A 20,881-nucleotide genomic window follows, 5' to 3' on the forward strand; every position below is an offset into this window, starting at 1 on the left:
GAGCATTCCAGCCGACCGGACTACCGGAGAAGGCACGACGACAACGACCCGCAAGGTGGTGCAGGAGCTCCGGGACAACCCCCGGGCGAAGGTCCTGATCATCGGTGGGGGCATCAACGGGGTCGGCACGTTCCGCGATCTCGCACTCCAGGGGATCGATGTCGCGCTCGTCGAGCGCGGCGACTACTGCCAGGGCGCCTCAGGGGCATCCTCGCACATGATCCACGGAGGTATTCGCTACCTCGAGAACGGCGAGTTCCGTCTTGTCCGGGAATCCGTCGTCGAGCGCAACGCCCTGCTGCGCATCGCCCCCCACTACGTGAAGCCCCTGCAGACCACGATCCCCATCTACACGACGTTCTCCGGGATCCTCTCCGCTCCGATGCGCTTCCTGACGCACCGTCAGGGCAAGCAGGTGGAGCGCGGCGCCGTGCTCATCAAAGCCGGCCTGACCATGTACGACTTCTTCTCGCGTGACGGCGGCAACGTGCCCCGTCACTCGTTCGTCGGCCGCAAGAAGGCCCTCGCTGCCATGCCGGACGTTCGCAAGGACATCAAGTACGCGGCGACCTACTTCGACGCCTCGGTGCACAACCCCGAGCGCCTGACCCTCGACGTCCTGCGTGACGGGAAGATCGTCAACCCCTCGGCCCGGGCCTCGAACTACGTGAGCGCGGTCGGTACGAGCGACGACGGCGTGCTGCTGCGCGACGAGCTCACGGGCGAGACGTTCACGTTCCAGGCCGACGTCGTCGTCAACGCGACCGGCGCGTGGACCGACGGGACCAACGCCACCCTCGGCACCGAGACGCGCTTCATGGGCGGCACCAAGGGCTCGCACATCGTGCTCGACCACCCGGAGTTGCTGAAGGCGTGCAACGGCACCGAGATCTTCTTCGAACATGTCGACGGCCGGATCGTCCTGATCTACCCGATGGGGGACCGCGTCCTGGTCGGCACCACGGACATCGATGTCGACATCGAGGAGCAGGCCGTGTGCACCGACGAGGAGATCGACTACTTCTTCGAGCTGATCGGCCATGTCTTCCCGGACATCAAGGTCTCCACCGAGCAGATCGTCTACAGCTTCTCGGGGGTCCGTCCGCTGCCGCGGCACGACGAGACCTCGCCCGGCTTCGTATCGCGGGACTACCGCATCGAGAAGCGCGAGGAGAAGCTCGGCGGCCGGAAGGTCACCACGCTGAGCCTCGTGGGCGGTAAGTGGACCACGTTCCGCGCCCTGTCGGAGCACCTCACCGACGAGACGCTGGCCGCCCTCGGTGCCACGCGCAGGGCCTCGACCAGGGGTGTGGCGATCGGCGGAGGCATGGATTTCCCGACCGACGAAGCCGCGGAGCGCGCCTGGGTCAGGAAGGCCGTACGGCCCGGAGTCGACGAGGCGCGCGTCGAGGTGCTGCTCACCCGCTACGGGACACGCGCGACCGATGTCATCGAATACCTGACAGACGGCCCCGACAGGGTGTTCAATTCCACGCAGGAGCTGAGCACGCGCGAACTCGCCTACATGGTGGAGCACGAGCAGATCGGTCACCTGATCGACGTCCTGATCCGCCGTACCTCACTCGCATTCCGGGGACTCGTCACCGGGGAGCTGCTCGCGGAGCTGGCAGACACCCTGGCGCCCCTGCTCGGATGGGACGACGCGCGATCGGCAGCCGAGATCGAGCTCGCCGAGAAGGTCCTCGCGGAGGCGCACCGGGTGCACGTCAAGAACCTGACGCCGTAGCGGCTCCCGCCGCATCGGGGTCGAACCGCTGCTTCCCGCGGCGGTGCAGTGCCAACGGCAGTGGTTGCCGGGGGAAGCGAACGGGTGCCGTCGAGGCGGCGGCACCCGTCGATAAGTGAATAGACAAAGGAGTCAAAGATGTCTCTGGACGTATTCGTTGCTGAAACATTCGGCACATTTATGCTGTTGCTGCTCGGCACCGGCGTGGTCGCGAATGTCGCGCTCGCCAGGACCAAGGGCAACAACGGCGGTTTTCTCATGGTCAACTTCGGGTGGGGGCTCGCCGTCTTCGCCGGCGTCTACGTCGCCGCGCTGTCCGGCGCCCACCTGAACTTCGCCGTCACCGTGGGTCTCTGGGTGAATCCCGACGTCGGCGAATTCGCCGGCGGTGTGGACAAGAACTTCATCAACGCCATGGCCTACTTCGCAGCGCAGATGCTCGGCTCGATCCTCGGTGCCGTCGTCTGCTGGCTCGCGTACAAGCAGCACTTCGACGAGGAGCCGGAGCCCGCCAACAAGCTCGGCGTCTTCTCGACCGGTCCTGCCATCCGCAACTACGGCTGGAACCTCGTCACCGAGATCATCGGCACGTTCGTCCTCGTGTTCGTCATCCTGTCCTTCGGCAGCACCCCGTCCGGTCTCGGCCCGCTCTCCGTCGCACTGCTCGTCGTCGGCATCGGCGCCTCGCTCGGTGGTCCCACCGGGTACGCCATCAACCCGAACCGTGACCTCGGCCCCCGTATCGCGCACGCCCTGCTGCCCATCAGGGGCAAGGGTGGCAGCGACTGGGGCTACTCCTGGGTCCCGGTCGTCGGCCCGATCATCGGCGGTGCGCTCGCCGGGTTCGTCATCCAGTTCGTCTCGTTCCCCCCTGCAGTCTAGGAAGCATTGCCGTGGGCGGCCTCGCGGCCGCCCGCCCGTCCACGTCGTCATCCAATGAAGGAGTAAGACATGTCGCAGCAGTACGTCATCGCCATCGACCAGGGCACCACCTCCAGCCGGGCCATCGTGTTCGACCACAAGGGCGATATCGTGTCCTCCGGCCAGAAGGAGCACGAGCAGATCTTCCCGAAGGCCGGCTGGGTGGAACACGACCCCGCCGAGATCTGGGCCAACACCCGCGAAGTCATCGGCAACGCGCTGTCGAAGGCGAACCTGACCCGCCACGACATCGCCGCCGTCGGCATCACCAACCAGCGCGAGACCGCCGTGGTCTGGGACAAGACGACGGGCCAGGCCGTGTACAACGCCATCGTCTGGCAGGACACACGGACCCAGAACATCGTCGACGCGCTCGCCAAAGACGGCGGCGTCGAGCGCTACAAGGACAAGGTGGGCCTCCCGCTGGCCACCTACTTCTCGGGCACCAAGATCAAGTGGATCCTCGACAACGTCGAGGGCGCCCGCGCGAAGGCCGAGGCGGGCGACCTCCTGTTCGGCAACACGGACTCCTGGGTCACCTGGAACCTCACCGGCGGCACGGACGGCGGCGTGCACATCACCGACGTCACCAACGCCTCCCGCACGCTGTTCATGGACCTCGAGACCCTGTCCTGGGACGAGTCGATCCTCGCCGACTTCGGCGTCCCGCTCTCGATGATGCCGGAAATCAAGTCCTCCTCGGAGGTCTACGGCACCGTCCACACCTCGCAGCTCCTCCGCGAGGTGCCGGTCGCCGGCATCCTCGGGGACCAGCAGGCAGCCACGTTCGGTCAGGCGGCGTTCGACAAGGGCGGCGCGAAGAACACCTACGGCACCGGCAACTTCATGATCGTCAACACCGGTGAGGAGATCGTCCACTCCAAGAACGGCCTGCTCACCACCGTCTGCTACAAGCTCGGCGACGCGAAGCCGGTCTACGCGCTCGAAGGGTCCATCGCCGTCACCGGGTCGCTGATCCAGTGGCTCCGGGACAACCTGGGCATCATCAAGAGCGCCCCCGAGGTGGAGCAGCTCGCGACGACGGTCGACGACAACGGCGGCGTGTACATCGTCCCGGCGTTCTCCGGCCTCTTCGCACCGTACTGGCGTTCCGACGCCCGCGGCGCGATCGTCGGGCTGACCCGCTTCGTCAACAAGGGGCACATCGCCCGTGCGGCGCTGGAGGCCACGGCCTTCCAGACGCGGGAGGTGCTGGACGCGGCCAACGCCGACTCCGGCGTGAACATGGAGGACCTCAGGGTCGACGGCGGCATGGTGGCCAACGACGCCCTGATGCAGTTCCAGGCCGACATCCTCGGTATCCCGGTCATCCGTCCGAAGGTCACGGAGACCACGGCCCTCGGCGCCGCCTACGCCGCGGGCCTCGCCGTCGGATTCTGGAAGGACACCGACGAGCTCTCCTCCAACTGGTCGGAGGACAAGCGCTGGATCCCGGAGATGGACGACGCCGAGCGCGATCGCCAGCTGCGCATGTGGAAGAAGGCCGTCACCAAGACCTTCGACTGGGTCGACGAGGACGTCAGCTAGCACCGGTGCGCCGGGGGCGTCCTGTGGTCCTATGGACCGCAGGACGCCCTTCCCGTGCTGCAGCGCCGCCGGGCACCGTTCCGCGCACACTGCTAAAGTGGACGAATGCTGCGCACCTCGCTCCTTACCTAGCCGCACGGTCCCCGCCGTGCGGCAGCCCCTCCGTCTGCGAGGGGCTTTTGTGTGTCCGGCGCAGGACCGCCTCCGTCGTCGGCCGCTGCCGCCGGGGGTGCCGCACGAGGCAGGCAGTGACGCACCACCGCAGAACCACGTTCCACCGACAGGACAGGCCAACATACAGTGAGCAGCAACCCCGAGGTCGCTCAGCCGGACGACAACACCTACGATTTCCCGGCCATCGAGGCGAAGTGGCCGGCGGTCTGGGACAGGCTCAAGGCGTTCGCCCCGGCCGACGACGGGTCGCGCGAGCGGCGCTACGTCCTGGACATGTTCCCCTACCCGTCGGGCGACCTGCACATGGGCCACGCCGAGGCGTTCGCCATGGGCGACGTCGCCGCGCGGTTCTACCGGCAGAAGGGCTTCGACGTCCTGCACCCGATCGGCTGGGACTCGTTCGGGCTCCCCGCCGAGAACGCGGCGATCAAGCGCAACGCGCACCCGGCCGAGTGGACGTACGCGAACATCGAGACCCAGGCGAACTCTTTCCGTCGCTACGCGATCAGCGCCGACTGGGACCGCCGGCTGCACACCTCGGACCCGGAGTACTACCGCTGGACCCAGTGGCTGTTCGTGCGGTTCTTCCAGAAGGGCCTGGCGTATCGCCGGGACTCCCCGGTGAACTGGTGCCCGAAGGACCAGACGGTGCTGGCGAACGAGCAGGTGATCAACGGCGCGTGCGACCGGTGCGGGACGCTGGTCACCAAGAAGAGCCTGAACCAGTGGTACTTCAAGATCACGGACTACGCGGACCGTCTGCTGGATGACATGGAGCAGCTCAAGGGCCACTGGCCCGAGCGCGTGCTCGCCATGCAGCGCAACTGGATCGGCCGGTCCGAGGGAGCCCACGTCCGCTTCCGGATCGGGGCCGACGCCGGCCTGCCGGACACCGACGTCACCGTCTTCACCACGCGCCCCGACACCCTGTACGGGGCCACCTTCTTCGTCGTCGCGGCGGACGCCGAGCTGGCGCTCGAGCTCGTCACCCCCGAACACCGCGCCGCCCTCGAGGCATACCGCGAGCAGGTCAAGGGACTCTCGGAGATCGAGCGGCAGGCGACGGAACGGGAGAAGACGGGTGTCTTCACCGGCCGCTACGCCGTCAACCCCCTCAACGGCGAGAAGCTGCCCGTGTGGGCCGCGGACTACGTGCTCGCCGACTACGGGACCGGTGCCATCATGGCCGTCCCCGCGCACGACCAGCGCGACCTCGACTTCGCGCGCACCTTCGACCTGCCCGTCCGTACCGTCGTCGACACCGGGGCGGAGGACGCCGCCGATACCGGGGTCGCGACAACCGGCGAAGGGATCCTCGTCAACTCGGGGGAGCTGACCGGCCTGGACAAGACCGCGGCGATCCGCCGCGCCGTCGAGCTGATCGAGGCGCAGGGTACCGGCGAGCACACCATCAACTACCGGCTGCGCGACTGGTTGCTGTCGCGGCAGCGTTTCTGGGGCACGCCGATCCCGATCATCCACTGCCCGTCCTGCGGCGAGGTGCCGGTCCCGGACGACCAGCTGCCCGTCACGCTGCCGGAGGGGCTCCGCGGGGAGGCGCTGGCACCGAAGGGGACCTCGCCACTGGCCGCCGTCGAGGAATGGGTCACCGTGGCGTGCCCGTCCTGCGGGGGCGCCGCGCGTCGGGACACCGACACCATGGACACCTTTGTCGATTCGTCCTGGTACTACCTCCGGTTCATCGACCCCCACCTGGACACCGCGCCCTTCGACACCGAGGCGGTGAACCGCTGGCTGCCGGTGGGACAGTACGTGGGCGGCGTCGAGCACGCCATCCTCCACCTGCTCTACAGCCGGTTCTTCACGAAGGTCCTGTTCGACCTGGGGATGGTCTCCTTCACGGAGCCCTTCAGCGCCCTGCTCAACCAGGGCCAGGTGCTCAACGGCGGAAAGGCCATGAGCAAGTCGCTCGGCAACGGGGTGGACCTCGGGGAGCAGCTCGACCGCTTCGGCGTCGACGCCGTGCGCCTCACCATGGTGTTCGCGTCCCCGCCGGAGGACGACGTCGACTGGGCGGACGTCTCGCCGTCGGGCTCCGCGAAATTCCTCGCCCGCGCCTGGCGGCTCGGCGGTGACGTGACGAGCGCTGCCGGCACGGATCCCTCGACGGGTGACAGGACGCTGCGCTCCGTGACCCACAGGACGATCGCCGATGCCTCCGAGCTGATGGAGGCCAACAAGTTCAACGTCGTCATCGCCAAGCTGATGGAACTCGTCAACGCGACCAGGAAGGCGATCGATACCGGGGTGGGCGGAGGCGATCCGGCCGTCCGGGAGGCGGCGGAGGCCGTCGCGGTGATCCTCGGATTGTTCGCGCCCTACACCGCCGAGGACCTGTGGGAGCGGCTCGGCCACGAGGCGACCGTGGCGACAGCAGGCTGGCCTGTCGTCGACCCGGGCCTGCTCACGCAGGACAGCGTCGTCGCCGTCGTCCAGGTGCAGGGCAAGGTGCGCGACCGCCTCACGGTGTCGCCGGACATCGACGAGGACACCCTCCGCGAGCTCGCGCTGGCCAGCGATCAGGTGCAGCGGGTCCTGGACGGCCGCGACGTGCGGACGGTCATCGTCCGCGCGCCCAAACTGGTCAACATCGTCCCGGCCTGATGAGATTCCGATGAGGCGGGCCCGGACGGGCGGCGGACCGGCAGGGGAGGCGCCGTGCGCGTAGCCGTCGTCACGGATTCCGCTGCAGGGTTCCCGCCCGGCTGGCGCGTACCCGGTGGGCCTGCCGAGGGGATCGAGGTGATCCCGATGCCGGTGCTCGTCGGGAACGAGATCCTCACCGGCGAGTACGACGACGTCACAGCCCCGCTGATGATGGCTCTCGCCGCGGGGTCCGACGTGCGCACCTCGCGGCCGTCGCCCGGCCAGTTCGACAGGCTGTACGGCCGGCTGGCCGCCGAGGGCTACGACGGCATCGTGTCGGTGCACCTCTCGGGCCTGCTGTCGGGAACGGCGGACGCGGCACGCCTCGCGGCCTCCCGCGCCGAGATCCCCGTCGAGGTCATCGATACGCGGACGGCGGCCATGGCGCAGGGCCGCGCCGCCCTCGCAGCCCTCGCGGCCGCACGCCGCGGCGAGGATCTGCAGGCCTCGTCCGCCGCCGCCGCGATGGCTGCCCGCGGCTCCGCGCTGTTCTTCTACGTCCCGAACCTCGAGCAGCTGCGGCGTGGGGGACGGGTGACCGGCGCGGCCGGGTGGCTAGGGACGCTGCTCTCGGTCCGGGTGATTCTCCACGTGCAGGGCGGGCGCCTGGTACCGCTGGAACGCATGCGTTCGGCCGCCCGGGGGATCCAGCGGCTGCAGGAACTCGCCGTGGCGGACGTCGCACGGTGGGGCGGGGGAGTCCGGTTGACCGTGCACCACTTCGGCAACGAGGACGAGGCCTCGGCGCTCGTCGAGCGGCTCGGTCTCGCCCTCGGACCCGGGCTGGTCTCCCTCGCGCCCTGCCCCGCGGTGCTTGCCGCCCACGCCGGCCTCGGGGTCGTGGCCGTCGCCGTCAGCGCGGAGCAGACCGGCATCGCCTGACACGGCGCGTGAGCGGACCGGAGATGTCCACATAGCCGAACCGGCGACGGCACGCCTGCTGCGCCTTCCCTAGGTTGGCTGCATGGGTAAGCACCGATGGCCTACGGCCGGCGACGCCTGGGCGCCGCCCCCCCACCCCCTTCCGCATCCCGAAACCGACGTCGAAGCCGACGGCGATCCTTCCCTCCGTGGGGGTGTCCAATGGCGTGTCGCGCGCTCGGCGGCGCTCGTGTTCCTCGGGGTCGCGCTGGCGGTCGGAGCGGGCCTCTTCCTCGTGCGCAGCTCCGAGCCGTCCGCCGCCGCGGTGTCGGTGCAGCTCGATGCCGGGCCGACAGCATCCCGGGAGACGGTTCCCGGTCCTGCCGGAAGAGGTTCCGGCCCCGCTGCTGCGACGTCCGGTCCCGCAGGCGGGAGCGTTCCTCCGGGTGCTCGCGCGGGGCCCACCGCGCCGTCCGGGGCCGCTCCCGCGGAGGGGCCACTGGTCGTGTACGTCACCGGAGAGGTTGCGTCCCCCGGTGTCGTCACCGTCCCTGCAGGCACCCGCCTCGTCGAGGTGATCGAGCGCGCGGGCGGTGCCCTCCCCGCGGCCGATCTCGAAGGGATCAATCTCGCCGGCATCCCCGCCGATGGCGAGCACATCCACCTGCTGGCGGTGGGTGAGGAGCCGCGTCCCGGCGTGGCCGAGCCGCCCGCACCCTCGTCGGGCGGTCCGGGGACCCGGACCGATCCGAGCACCGGCACTCCTGCCGGCCATGCGGGTGCTGCCGGTGCTGCAGCGGGGGTCATCGACCTCAACACCGCCACCCTGGCCGAGATCGAATCGCTCCCCGGGGTGGGGCCCGTGCTCGGGCAGCGAATCATCGATTGGCGGGACGAGCACGGCCCCTTCGGGCAGGCCGCCGATGTCGACGCCGTGCCCGGGATCGGTCCCGCGCTGCTCGAGGGAATCCTGCCACGCGTCACGGTCCGATGAGCAGGGCGGGGGTGCCGGACGCCCCGGACGCCGGCGAAGGACCGGGGCGATGTCCACCGACCGGCGCAACGGAGGGCCCCGCTGCGTCGGATCCCGCAGTGTCGGATCCCGCAGCGTCGGACCGTGCGCGTCGCCCGCGCTGGAGCGGCGATCTCAGGCTCGTGCCCTCCGCCGTAGCAGCGTGGATCGCCGCCGCGGCCGCCGTCCACGGCGGAGCGACGGGGGCGGCGGCGGGAGGCCTCCTCGCGGGCGCGACGGGCCTCGTCCTCGGGTGCGTGCTCCTCCTGGTCCCACGGAGACCTGCAGCGACACAACCCGTGTGGATCGTGCTGACGGCGCAGGCCCTCGCGCCGGCCGCTGCGCTGGCCCTCGTCCTGCTGGCCGCAGCGGGAGTCCTCGCCCGTGCCGAGCACGGACCGGTCGACCGGGCCGTGCGGGCCGGCGTTCCGTTCACGGCGGTCCTGCGGATCGCGGGCGAGCCGACCCTCCTGCCTCCCGGTGACTTCGGCGGTGGTGACCGCTACCTGATGGACGCCGACGTGATCGGGGGCGTCCTGCAGGGCAAGCGGTTCTCGGCCCGGACGCCGGTCGCGGTGCTCGCCCCCGAGGGATGGGGCGGGATGGGTACCGGGGATACCGTGCGCGTGCTGGGGACCGCGAAGCCCTCCGATCGGGTGGGCAGGGCGACGGCGGTCTTCCTCCCCGCCAGTGCGCCGAGCGTCGACGAGGCGGCCGGGTGGCTGGGCCATACCGACCACCTGAGGACGCGGTTCCGGGAGCACTCCCTGCGCGACGACCGCGATGGGGGACTGCTCCCGGGCATGGCACTCGGTGACAGGACCGGCCTGGACCCCGATCTTGCGGAGGCCATGAGGGCGACCGGCCTGACGCACCTGACGGCGGTGAGTGGGGCGAACTGCTCCTACGTCGTGGCGTTCGCCTACCTGGCGCTGCGTGTCGTGCGCGCCCCGCGCGTGCCGGCGGGTGCGGGAGCAGTGGTCGCCCTCGCGGGATTCGTGATGCTGGTACGGCCCGAACCGAGTGTCCTCCGCGCAGCCGTGATGGGTGCGATCGGCGTCGCAGCCGTCCTGTCCGGGCGCGGCAGGGTGTCGCTGACGCTCCTCATGGTGTCCGTCATCGTCCTGCTCGCGACCGATCCCTGGCTCTCCGTGTCCTATGCGTTCACGCTGTCCGTCGCCGCGACCCTCGGCCTCGTCATCGCGGGTCCTCGGGTGTCGGAGACCCTCCAGCGGGTGATGCCACGGCCCGCCGCCCAGCTGCTGGCGGTCCCCCTGACCGCACAGCTGTTCTGCACACCCGTCCTCGTCCTCATCCAGCCGGTGCTCCCGCTGTACTCGCTGCCGGCGAACGTCCTTACCGCACCCGTCGTGCCGGGCATCACCTTGCTGGGCATGCTCGCGGTCCTGGCGCTCGTCGGGGCCCCGGTCCTGGCGGCCCCGCTGATCGGCTCCGCCCAGTGGGGCACGCGGTGGGTGGCCGGCGTCGCGGAGGTGCTGTCCACGGGGCCGGGTGCGGCGGTGCCCTGGCTCCCGGGGTTACCCGGCGCGATCGGTGCGGCGGTGGTGTCCCTGATTGTCCTCGCGCTTCTGGTCCGGCGGGAACCGCCCGCTGCAGCCCGGACAGGCGACGTCCACCGGAGGGGAGGAGGCCCGCGCGGCCGGTTCCCGGCACGGCGACCCGCAGCGGCTGCCGCGCGACCCCGCCGCGTGGCGGCGGCGGTCCTCGCGGTCCTCGTCGTGTGCGTCGTCATCGTCACCCTCGTCCGGGTGAGGGCGGGACCCGTGGCCGGGATGTGGGATCTGGCGATGTGCGACGTCGGCCAGGGCGACGGCGTGGTGCTGGCGACGACTCCCGGCCACGCGCTGGTGGTCGACGCAGGGCCGGACCCGGATGCCATGGACCGCTGCCTGGACGCGCTGCAGGTGGAGGTGATCGACGCCCTCGTCATCACCCACCTGCACGACGACCACTTCGGCGGCGCGGAGGGAGTCCTGCGGGGCCGAACCGTCTCCGCTCTCTACTACTCGAGCGGCGAGACCGGACTCCCGGAGGCGGTGACCGACGTCGCCCGAGCGAGCGGGATCGATCCCGAGCGGCTGGACACCACGACCGACCTCGACCTCGCGCCGCTCCGGGTCGACGTCCTGTGGCCCGTCGCGGGAGCCGACGTGTCCGAGGAGAACAACGCGAGCGCGGTGCTCGACGTCGAAGTGCCCACCGACGGCCGCCCGACCAGGATCCTGCTGACCGGCGATCTCGAGGAGGACGCGGCAGGGGTACTGCTGGGTGCCGACCCGGGTCTCGCGGACAGGGGAGTCGACATCCTCAAGATCGCGCACCATGGGGCGAGGAACGGGGGTACCGCGCTCATCGACGCGCTCGACCCGCGTCTGGCGCTCATCTCGGCGGGTGAGGACAACGAGTACGGACATCCGCATCCGAGTATCCTCGACGCGCTCGGCCGGGCAGGGATCACGGCCGTCCGGACGGACGAGCTGGGATCCTTCACGGTGGACGCCGTCGGCACGACCGTCGAGGTCCGCCCGCTCCGATGAGACGCCCCGGACCGGGTGGTCGGGGACTTTGAGGCACGTCGGCGCCGTGCGACAGTAGGAGGTGTTTCGAAGGAAGGAACCCGCCACGTGGCAACGAGATCACCGTCCGGTCGGACCGGCGCCGCTCATCAGCAGGCAGCGACCTGGCGTGACGTGCAACCGGCGGGCGTCGTCCTGCTCACCGGTCCGGAGGACTACCTCGCGTCGAAGGCGGCAGAATCGATCCGGCAGCAGGTCCGGACGGCGCAGCCCGCCGCCGAGCTCGTCCGGTTCGACGCCGGATCCTACGAGTCCGGCCACCTGGCGATGCAGGCGAGCCCGTCGCTCTTCGGGGACTGGAAGATCATCGAGGTGGCCGGGCTGGCCCAGATGAACGACGCCTTCCTGGTCGACGCGCTGTCCTACCTCGCCGACCCGGCGCCCGACGTCGTCCTGGTGCTGCGCCACTCGGGCGGCAATCGCGGCAAGAAGCTGCTGGACGCCATCAAGGCTGCCCGGGCCACCATCGTCGACTGCCAGCCGCTGAAGAAGGACGGTGAGAAGGTCGACTTCGTCGCCACCGAGTTCCGCCTCGCGCGCCGGCGCATCGATCCGGATGCCGTCCGCGCTCTCGTCGCCGCCGTTGGGTCGCAGCTGCCGGAGCTCGCGGCCGCCTGCCAGCAGCTCATGGCCGACATGACCGGTGACGTCACGGTCGAGACGGTGGAGAAGTACTACGGAGGCCGCGTCGAGGCGACGGGCTTCAAGGTGGCCGATGCCGCACTGGCGGGGCGGACCGCTCAGGCCCTGTCGATGCTCCGCCACGCCCTGGCCACGGGGGCCGACCCCGTCCCGATCGTGGCCGCGCTCGCGATGAAGGTCCGGGCCGTGGCGAAGGTCCACGGGGTCCGGGGGTCGTCCATGCAGCTGGCCAAGGACCTCGGCATGGCCCCCTGGCAGGTGGACCAGGCGCGGAAGGAAGCACAGCGCTTCAGCCCGGACGCCCTCGCCCGCTGCGTGCGGGCCCTCGCGGAAGCCGATGCCCAGGTGAAGGGCGAGTCTCGGGACCCCGTCTACGCGGTCGAACGGGCCGTCACCGTCATCGCGCTCGGTGACGGCTGAGCAGGGGCCTTCCACCGGACGGCCGAGCAGGCCTCCCCTCGGACACCAGCTCCAACGGATTCCAGGGTGAACGCCGAAGGGCCGGCCCCGTCAGGAGCCGGCCCTTCGTCGAAGATTCCGCCGCTTAGAGCGCGTTGACCTTCTTGGAGATCGCGGACTTGTGGTTCGCTGCGTTGTTCTTGTGCAGCACACCCTTGGTGACAGCCTTGTCGAGCTTGCGGCTGGCCGTCTGCAGCGCCGTGACGGCAGCGTCCTTGTCCGCGCCGTCGACGGCCGTGTTCACGGCGCGGATGGCGGTCTTGAGCTCGGACTTGACCGAGTTGTTGCGCTGCCTCGCCTTTTCGTTGGTGAGGATGCGCTTCTTCTGGGACTTGATATTTGCCACGTATGAGAACTTTCTTTGTTTTGCGGACTGGTCGTGAGGGTATTTCGGCCGACCGAAGACTGAGCGGCGTGGGGATACCGTGTGGCGATCGGCCAAAGTGCCCGAAGACCTGCGCGGACACACAGCTATACAGATTAGCAGAAAGCCGCCCGCAACCCGAGCGGTCCGGGGTCGACTCCGGTTCCGGCCGCGGGAGGGGCGCACGACCGCGTCAGCCGAGCAGGTGCCCGGGGACCGCCGCGAGAACCTCCCCGTAGCGCCGGCGCGGAAGGACGGCGCCCTCCCTCCGGATGTCGTCCGGCCGGATGCGGAGCAGGCGGTTCACCTTCACTTCACTGGGGCGCCCCTGCCGGTCCCACGCGCCGGTCCCGATGTCGACGTAGTGCTCGTCGTGGTCGCGGGCGTTGTTCCTGTCCCGGCTCGTGAGCATCAGGCCGAGCAGGACCTCACCTTCCCGGCCCACCAGCAGCACCGGGCGGTCCTTCCCCTGTGACGGGTCGTCCTCGTACGGCACCCACGTCCACACGATCTCCCCGGGATCGGGTCTGCCGTCCGCGGTGGGGGAGTACGCGAGCAGGGCCGCATCGCGGCTCCGGGTGGGCCGGGATGGACGGGACGGGGAGGTATCCGCGCCTCCGGTAGGGCCCCGCCGGCCGGGCGCGCCCCTCCGCACGGGTGCGGTGCTGCCCACGGCGCGGGCGACACGGTGAGCGAGGGACAGGAAGGAACGCAGGGTGATCGCCATGGTCGCATCCTAGCGAGCACACCGGGCCACGGCGGCGGCCCGTGTGGACGACGTCACCGGCGCCGGCCGGCCGGGCGATTGCCGCACCCGCGCGGCATCATGGGACACTAGGGAGGATGGCCGCGGACCGGCAGTGCCGGACCGGAGGTTCGCCGGCCGGACGCTGTTCCGTGAGAGACGGTCCGCAAGAGTCCCTGTTCAGCAAGAGTGAGGAAGCTACGTGTCACCCATGGCCCGCACCGCTCCGGTGCCTGCCGCCACCGATCCGGCGATCATCAGGAATTTCTGCATCATCGCCCATATCGATCACGGGAAGTCCACGCTGGCCGACCGCATGCTGCAGCTCACGGGAGCCGTCGAGCAGCGGGACATGAAGGCGCAGTACCTCGACCGGATGGATATCGAGCGCGAGCGCGGCATCACGATCAAGTCCCAGGCCGTCCGGCTGCCCTGGGAGGTGGACGGTACCGCCTACGCCCTCAACATGATCGACACGCCCGGCCACGTGGACTTCACCTACGAGGTGTCGCGATCGCTCGCCGCCTGTGAGGGCGCGATCCTGCTCGTGGATGCGGCCCAGGGCATCGAGGCCCAGACCCTCGCGAACCTGTATCTCGCGATGGAGAACAACCTCACGATCATCCCGGTGCTGAACAAGATCGATCTTCCTGCCGCCCAGCCGGAGAAGTACGCGGCGGAGCTCGCGAGCCTCATCGGCGGTGAGCCCGAGGATGTGCTCATGGTGTCCGGGAAGACCGGCGTCGGCGTCGAGGCGCTGATGGACAAGATCGTGCGGGACCTCCCGGCGCCGACCGGGAACCCTGACGCGCCGGCCCGGGCCATGATCTTCGACTCCGTGTACGACACCTACCGCGGCGTGGTCACCTACGTGCGGGTCGTCGACGGCAAGCTCAGCCCGCGCGAGCGCATCCAGATGATGTCCACCCGGGCCACCCACGAGTTGCTCGAGATCGGCGTCAGTTCTCCCGAGCCCAAGCCCAGCAAGGGTCTGGGCGTCGGCGAGGTGGGCTACCTCATCACGGGCGTCAAGGACGTCCGCCAGTCCAAGGTCGGCGATACCGTCACCACCCTGGCGAAGCCGGCCGCGGAGTCGCTGGGCGGATACCAGGACCCCAAGCCCATGGTGTTCTCGGGTCTCTATCCGCTCGACGGCACCGACTACCCCGTGCTGCGCGACGCCCTGGCGAAGTTCACCCTGAACGACGCCGCGCTGGTCTACGAGCCCGAGACCTCGGCCGCGCTCGGGTTCGGGTTCCGCGTCGGCTTCCTCGGTCTCCTGCACCTCGAGATCACCCGCGAACGCCTCGAGCGCGAGTACAACCTCGATCTCATCTCCACCGCGCCGAACGTCGAATACGAGGTGACGCTCGAGGACAAGCACGTCCTGAAGGTGACCAACCCCAGCGAGTACCCGGTGGGCAAGATCGCCGAGGTGCGCGAGCCCATGGTGTCCGCGACCATCCTCGCGCCGTCGGAATTCGTCGGCGCCATCATGGAACTCTGCCAGCAGCGCCGCGGCGTCCTCGGCGGCATGGACTACCTCTCGGAGGACCGCGTCGAGATCCGGTACCGGCTGCCGCTCGCGGAGATCGTCTTCGACTTCTTCGACCTGCTGAAGTCCAAGACCCGCGGGTACGGGTCCCTCGACTGGAAGGCGGACGGCGACCAGGTGTCCGATCTCGTGAAGGTCGACATCCTCCTGCAGGGCGACCAGGTGGACGCGTTCAGCGCCATCACCCACCGCGACAAGGCCTACGCCTACGGCGTGATGATGACGGGCAAGCTCCGCGAGCTCATCCCGCGCCAGCAGTTCGAGGTGCCCATCCAGGCGGCGATCGGGGCGCGGATCATCGCACGGGAGAGCATCCGCGCGATCCGCAAGGACGTCCTCGCCAAGTGCTACGGCGGCGACATCTCGCGCAAGCGCAAGCTGCTCGAGAAGCAGAAGGAGGGCAAGAAGCGGATGAAGATGGTGGGGCGCGTGGAAGTGCCCCAGGAAGCGTTCATTGCCGCCCTGTCGTCCGACGAGTCGAAGGACAAAGCCAAGAAGTGACCTGCAACGCTTCGGGATGTCATGCCTAGCGCACTGCCGCTCGGCCTGCCGGCGCCGGAGGACGGCGTCCTGCCGTCCTCCGCGGCCGAGGGGGCCGTCGACCGCGACTTCTGCCTCTATGTCCACATCCCGTTCTGCGCGGTCCGGTGCGGTTACTGCGACTTCAACACGTATACGGCGACCGAACTCGGCGGAGGCGCGTCCCAGGACGCCTACGCCGGCTCCGTCCTCGCCGAACTCGCCCTCGGAGCCCGGGCGCTGGAAGCCTCGGGGGTGCCGGCCCGACCGCTCTCGACCGTCTTCTTCGGGGGCGGGACGCCCACGCTGCTCCCGGCGGAGGACCTCGCGGCGATCCTGCGGGCGGCCCGCGACCAGTGGACCCTCGCTCCCGACGCCGAGGTGACCACCGAGGCGAACCCCGACTCGGTCACGCCCGAATCGCTGCGCGTCCTCAGGGAAGCCGGCTTCACCCGCGTCTCCTTCGGCATGCAGTCCGCGGTACCCCACGTCCTGGCCGTCCTCGACCGCACCCACTCCCCGGAGCGGGTGCCGCAGGCCGTGCAGTGGGCCCGGGAGGCGGGGCTGAACGTCAGCCTCGACCTGATCTACGGCACGCCGGGGGAATCGCTGGAGGACTGGCGGACCTCCGTGGCCACGGCGCTGTCCTACGGACCGGACCATATCTCCGCCTACGCCCTCATCATCGAGGACGGCACGAAGCTCGCGTCGCGCATCCGCCGCGGGCAGGTGCCGCCGATCGACGACGACGACCACGCCGACAAGTATGTCCTCGCGGACGAGATGCTCACTGCGGGGGGCCTGCAGTGGTACGAGGTGAGCAACTGGGCGCGCACGCCCGCCGACGCCTGCCGGCACAACCTCGCCTACTGGCGCGGCAGCGACTGGTGGGGAGCGGGACCGGGTGCCCACTCGCATGTCGGCGGGACCCGCTGGTGGAACGTGAAGCATCCGCGCCCCTACGCGGACGCCCTGGCAGCAGGCCGTTCTCCGGCGGCCGGACGCGAGGTCCTCGCGGACGAGGACCGCTACGTGGAGGACGTGATGCTGCGGGTGCGCCTGCGGGAGGGACTCGCCACGGACACCCTGGCGCCGTCAGGGCGGCGCGCCGTCGCCGGGCTGATCGCGGACGGGCTGGTCGATCCTGCCGCGGCCTTCGCGGGTCGGGTGACCCTGACGTTCAAGGGTCGGCTGCTCGCGGACGCCGTCGTGCGCCGCCTGCTGCCCGACTGACCCGGGAACTGCGCCCCGGACGGTCAGGGGCGGGCCTGACCGGTCAGCGGATGAGGCGGAGATTCAGGGGGTAGCGGTAGGGCCGGCCACGGTTGACCTGGATGCCGGCAGTCACCGAGAAGATGGTGATCGTGAGCCAGATCAGCGCATTCAGGACCGCGAACACCCCGCCGACGACGGGCACGAGGGACAACAGCCAGGCGGCCAGCGCGAGGATGGTGGGCGGGAGGGTGAAATTTAGCGCCTCCTTCGACTCCTGGGCCGTGAAGGGGCCGCGATCCTTGAAGATGAGGAAGATCAGCAGGGACGGGACGAATCCAAGGATCCCGCCGAAGTGGGCCAGGGTGGCGTACTGGCGGTCCTCCGACGCCGTCAGGGGAAGGGCGTTGGCCGGGGTGCCCTCGAACGTGGGCTGGGACTGGCCCCGTCCGTGCTCTCGGTCGGCAGTATTGGACAACGTCGATTCCTTTGCTGGCTGTCGTGGAACTTTGCTCGGAGTGTTCCTAGGATACGTGGTGACCGGCACCGCCCGGCTCAGGGACGGTCAGGGGCTGCGGTGAGGAAGTCGATCACTTCCTCGACGCGGCCCAGCAGCGACGGTTCCAGATCCGCGTAGCTGCCGACCCGGCCGAGGATGCGCTTCCAGCCGTTGGCCACGGCCGCCTGGTCGTGGTGCGGCCAGCCGAGACCGGCCAGGATGCCCGTCTTCCAGTTCTGGCCGCGGGGTACGACGGGCCAGGCCGTCAGGCCCAGCGCCGCCGGCTTCACGGCCTGCCAGACGTCCACATACGGGTGGCCGACGATCAGGACGTTGCCGCGGGCCCCGGGGGCAGTCATGGCCTGCTGGGCGATCCGGGACTCCTTGGTGCCCGGGAGCAGATGGTCGACGAGGATGCCGAGCCTGCGCTGCGGTCCGGGACCGAAGGCGCGGATGGCGCCCTCGAGGTCGTCCACGCCGTGCAGCGGCTCGACGACGATTCCCTCCAGGCGGAGATCGTCGCCCCACACCTTCTCGACGAGTTCGGCGTCGTGCTGACCCTCCACCCAGATCCTGCTCGCGCGGGCAGTCCTCGCCCGCGCGTTCTCCACCCGCACGGATCCGGAAGCGGTGCGGGTGGCGGCAGTCCTGGCGGCAGGGGCGGCGGCCGGCACGGGCGCGACGACGTGGATCGGGCGGCCGTCGAGGAGGAAGCCGTGGCCGAGCCTGAACGTCCGCGTCTTGCCGCGCCGGTCCTCGAGCACCATCACGTGGAGCCCGCCCGATTTCTCCACCCGGATCACCGCGCCCACGAACCCGCTCTGCACGTCTTCGAGGACCAGATCCTTCTGCACGGGGACATCCGGGAGTTCCACCCGCTTCGGAGCCGATATGTCGTGGGCACCCCAGCCGTAGTCCATCCCGGGTCCGTCCTTCCCGCGGGGGCTCCGGCGGTCTGCCGCAGCCCGGGATCCCAATGCTAACAATCGAAGCGGACGTACTAGACTTGGCACTTGGGTGTGTCGAGTGCTAACCGCCGGCAGCCGCCCGCGGCGCGTGCCCAGAGGAACGGATCCGGAGGTGACACAGGAGTGAGTGAACCGCGACGCCTGGAGGTGCTCCGGGCCATCGTCGAGGACTACGTCCATTCCCGGGAGCCGGTCGGGTCCAAGGCCCTGGTGGACCGACACCGGCTGGGGGTGTCCTCGGCCACCATCCGCAACGACATGGCCGTCCTCGAGGAGGAGGGCCTGATCGCAGCTCCCCACACGAGCTCGGGACGCATCCCGACCGACAAGGGCTACCGCCTGTTCGTGGACCGCATCTCCGAGGTGAAACCCTTGTCGGCGCCGGAGAAGAAGGCCATCCAGACTCTCCTGGAAGGTGCCGAGGACCTCGACGACGTCATGGACCGCACTGTGAGGCTGCTGGCGCAGATCACCCACCAGGTGGCCGTCGTCCAGTTCCCCCGCGTCGGTGGGGCGTCCGTCCGGCACATCGAATGCGTGCTGCTGGCGCCGCAGCAGGTCCTCGTGGTCCTGATCGCGACCAACGGCGCGGTCCAGCAGCGCATCGTGCGGACCTCCGAGGACATCGAGGAGTCCGAGCTGGCGGAGCTGAAGCAGCGCATCCTGTCCGCCGTGGCGGGATTGAAGCTCACGGCGCTGCCGGGCGGGCTCGCCGTGGCCCTCTCCCAGCTCCCTCCGGGGCTTCGAGCCCACGGGGGTACCATCGTGAAGGCGCTCGAGCAGCTTGCCGGGCTCGGGCGGGACGACCGCATCCTGCTCGCCGGGACGGCCAACCTGGCCCGCTCGACCGGGGACTTCCCGCTGAGCATCGGCCCCGTCCTGGAGGCGCTGGAGGAGCAGGTGGTCATGCTCCGGCTGCTGTCGGAGATGGAATACGACGCCCGCGGGATCTCGGTGCGGATCGGGAGCGAGAACCCCTACGGAGGGCTGTCGGAGGCCTCCGTGGTTGCCACGGGGTACGGACCGGACGCCGGAGCGAAGCTCGGGATCCTCGGCCCCACCCGCATGGACTATCCGACGACGATGGCGGCCGTACGCGCCGTCGCCCGCTACCTCTCGAGGATCCTCGAGGAATAACGGGGCAGCGGGCCGCGGTTCTGGGTTGTCGACGGCCGCCCAGGGCCAACCATGGCCTTTCCGCCGGTATCGCCGGCGAGCAGACGACAGAACGTTCAACAGGAAGTGATGTGCAGGAGTGAGTAATCACTATGAAGTCCTCGGTGTAGCGCAGGGTGCGACCGGGGAGGAAATCAAGAAGGCGTACCGCAAGCTCGCCCGGAAGCTCCACCCCGACGTGAACCCGGGCCCGGATGCGTCCGAGGAGTTCAAGCGCGTCAGCCACGCCTACGAGGTCCTGTCCGACCCCCAGAAGCGGCGGGTCTACGACACCACCGGCAACGAGAACGGGACCGACAGCGGCTACGGCGGGGGCTACTCGGGCTCGGGCTTCGCCTTCCAGGACATCTTCGAGACCTTCTTCGGCGGTGGCGGCGGCCAGCAGTCCGGCGCCCCCTCGCGGACGCGCCGGGGACAGGACGCGCTCATCAACGTGCGCATCGACCTGAAGGACGCGGTCTTCGGCACCAACAAGAAGATCGAGGTGGACACCGCGGAGATGTGCCCCTCCTGCGACGGCAGCTGCTGCCAGCCCGGCACCTCGCCCCGGACCTGCGACATCTGCGGCGGCTCGGGCCAGGTCCAGCGGGCCGTGCGCTCGATCCTCGGCCAGGTCATGACGAGCGCTCCCTGCGGCACGTGCCAGGGCTACGGCACCGTCATCCCCAGCCCCTGCCACGAGTGCAGCGGTGAAGGCCGGGTCCGTGCCCGCCGCACCCTGACCATCAAGGTCCCCGCCGGCGTCGGCACCGGCACGCGCATCCAGCTCGCGGGACAGGGCGAGGCCGGCACGGCCGGCGGCCCCCAGGGCGACCTGTACGTCGAGATCCGCGTCGCCACCGACTCCACCTTCCTGCGGGACGGCGACGACCTGCACGTGACGCTCAGTGTTCCCATGACCGCGGCAGCGCTCGGCACCACCGTGCACCTCGACACCTACGACGGTGACCAGGAACTCGACATCAAGCCCGGGACGCAGTCGGGCGAGATCGTGACCCTTCGGGGCCTCGGCGTCACGCACCTGCGGAGCCAGGGCAGGGGGGACCTGCGGGTCCACCTCAATGTCGAGACCCCACGCAACGTAGACCCGCAGCAGGAGGAGCTCCTGCGCAAGCTGGCCGAGCTGCGCAACGAGGAGTACACCGACGGCCAGCTGGCCAGCAGCGGCTCGGGCGTCTTCGCGCGCCTGCGGGAGCGGCTCGGAAACCGCTGATC

General features: G+C 69.9%; 16 protein-coding genes. 12 read left to right on the plus strand and 4 right to left on the minus strand.

Going from position 1 to position 20,881, the window contains the following annotated elements; genetic code table 11:
• The first annotated feature begins 4 nt into the window (after window positions 1-4).
• The 8 genes from ACX80F_RS07455 to holA all read left to right on the plus strand — a co-directional run bounded on the left by ACX80F_RS07455 (window position 5) and on the right by holA (window position 12,589).
• A complete protein-coding gene (locus tag ACX80F_RS07455) occupies window positions 5-1,747 on the plus strand; it encodes a glycerol-3-phosphate dehydrogenase/oxidase (protein WP_459335911.1) in 1,743 nt (580 codons plus the stop codon).
• 138 nt (window positions 1,748-1,885) lie between these two features.
• Window positions 1,886-2,629, plus strand: a complete 744-nt coding sequence (locus ACX80F_RS07460; protein WP_459335750.1) for an MIP/aquaporin family protein — start codon at window positions 1,886-1,888, stop codon at window positions 2,627-2,629.
• A gap of 69 nt (window positions 2,630-2,698) precedes the next feature.
• Window positions 2,699-4,216 carry a glycerol kinase GlpK gene (gene glpK, locus ACX80F_RS07465; RefSeq protein ID WP_459335751.1) on the plus strand — a complete coding sequence of 506 codons (1,518 nt, stop codon included), beginning with the start codon at window positions 2,699-2,701 and terminating at the stop codon, window positions 4,214-4,216.
• A gap of 300 nt (window positions 4,217-4,516) precedes the next feature.
• The gene (gene leuS / locus ACX80F_RS07470; RefSeq protein ID WP_459335752.1) at window positions 4,517-7,015 is read left to right on the plus strand and encodes a leucine--tRNA ligase; all 2,499 of its coding nucleotides are present in this window, start codon (window positions 4,517-4,519) and stop codon (window positions 7,013-7,015) included.
• 54 nt (window positions 7,016-7,069) lie between these two features.
• Entirely contained in the window at window positions 7,070-7,939 is an 870-nt protein-coding gene (locus ACX80F_RS07475; protein ID WP_459335753.1) for a DegV family protein, read from the plus strand.
• Window positions 7,940-8,021: 82 nt separating this feature from the next.
• Complete coding sequence (locus ACX80F_RS07480; RefSeq protein ID WP_459335754.1) at window positions 8,022-8,912, plus strand: helix-hairpin-helix domain-containing protein; 891 nt, start codon at window positions 8,022-8,024, stop codon at window positions 8,910-8,912.
• Between the two features lie 98 nt (window positions 8,913-9,010).
• Window positions 9,011-11,488, plus strand: a complete 2,478-nt coding sequence (locus ACX80F_RS07485; protein ID WP_459335755.1) for a ComEC/Rec2 family competence protein — start codon at window positions 9,011-9,013, stop codon at window positions 11,486-11,488.
• Between the two features lie 87 nt (window positions 11,489-11,575).
• Entirely contained in the window at window positions 11,576-12,589 is a 1,014-nt protein-coding gene (holA, locus tag ACX80F_RS07490) for a DNA polymerase III subunit delta (RefSeq protein ID WP_459335756.1), read from the plus strand.
• Window positions 12,590-12,713: 124 nt separating this feature from the next.
• Here the strand turns inward: holA and rpsT are convergent, their stop codons facing one another.
• Both rpsT and ACX80F_RS07500 read right to left on the minus strand, forming a co-directional pair.
• On the minus strand, window positions 12,714-12,974 hold the full coding sequence (gene rpsT, locus ACX80F_RS07495; RefSeq protein ID WP_459335757.1) for a 30S ribosomal protein S20: 261 nt from the start codon (window positions 12,972-12,974) through the stop codon (window positions 12,714-12,716).
• A 211-nt stretch (window positions 12,975-13,185) separates the two neighbouring features.
• Entirely contained in the window at window positions 13,186-13,719 is a 534-nt protein-coding gene (locus tag ACX80F_RS07500) for a type II toxin-antitoxin system PemK/MazF family toxin (protein ID WP_459335758.1), read from the minus strand.
• 220 nt (window positions 13,720-13,939) lie between these two features.
• Between ACX80F_RS07500 and lepA the strand changes: the two genes are divergently transcribed.
• Complete coding sequence (lepA, locus tag ACX80F_RS07505; RefSeq protein WP_459335759.1) at window positions 13,940-15,793, plus strand: translation elongation factor 4; 1,854 nt, start codon at window positions 13,940-13,942, stop codon at window positions 15,791-15,793.
• 21 nt (window positions 15,794-15,814) lie between these two features.
• Window positions 15,815-17,044, plus strand: coding sequence for a radical SAM family heme chaperone HemW (gene hemW, locus ACX80F_RS07510; RefSeq protein WP_459335760.1), 1,230 nt, complete (start codon window positions 15,815-15,817; stop codon window positions 17,042-17,044).
• 43 nt (window positions 17,045-17,087) lie between these two features.
• Here hemW and ACX80F_RS07515 read toward each other — a convergent pair whose 3' ends face one another.
• Both ACX80F_RS07515 and ACX80F_RS07520 read right to left on the minus strand, forming a co-directional pair.
• Window positions 17,088-17,501, minus strand: coding sequence for a DUF4870 domain-containing protein (locus ACX80F_RS07515; RefSeq protein ID WP_459335761.1), 414 nt, complete (start codon window positions 17,499-17,501; stop codon window positions 17,088-17,090).
• A gap of 77 nt (window positions 17,502-17,578) precedes the next feature.
• Window positions 17,579-18,442: a DUF3097 family protein gene (locus ACX80F_RS07520; RefSeq protein ID WP_459335762.1), complete on the minus strand. Its 864-nt coding sequence runs from the start codon at window positions 18,440-18,442 to the stop codon at window positions 17,579-17,581.
• Between the two features lie 171 nt (window positions 18,443-18,613).
• Here ACX80F_RS07520 and hrcA point away from each other — a divergent pair, with 171 nt between their 5' ends.
• Both hrcA and dnaJ read left to right on the plus strand, forming a co-directional pair.
• Window positions 18,614-19,627, plus strand: a complete 1,014-nt coding sequence (gene hrcA / locus ACX80F_RS07525) for a heat-inducible transcriptional repressor HrcA (RefSeq protein ID WP_459335763.1) — start codon at window positions 18,614-18,616, stop codon at window positions 19,625-19,627.
• Between the two features lie 118 nt (window positions 19,628-19,745).
• Window positions 19,746-20,879: a molecular chaperone DnaJ gene (gene dnaJ / locus ACX80F_RS07530; protein WP_459335764.1), complete on the plus strand. Its 1,134-nt coding sequence runs from the start codon at window positions 19,746-19,748 to the stop codon at window positions 20,877-20,879.
• The last annotated feature ends 2 nt before the right edge of the window (window positions 20,880-20,881 follow it).

The sequence above is a fragment of the Arthrobacter sp. TMS2-4 genome, assembly GCF_054511075.1.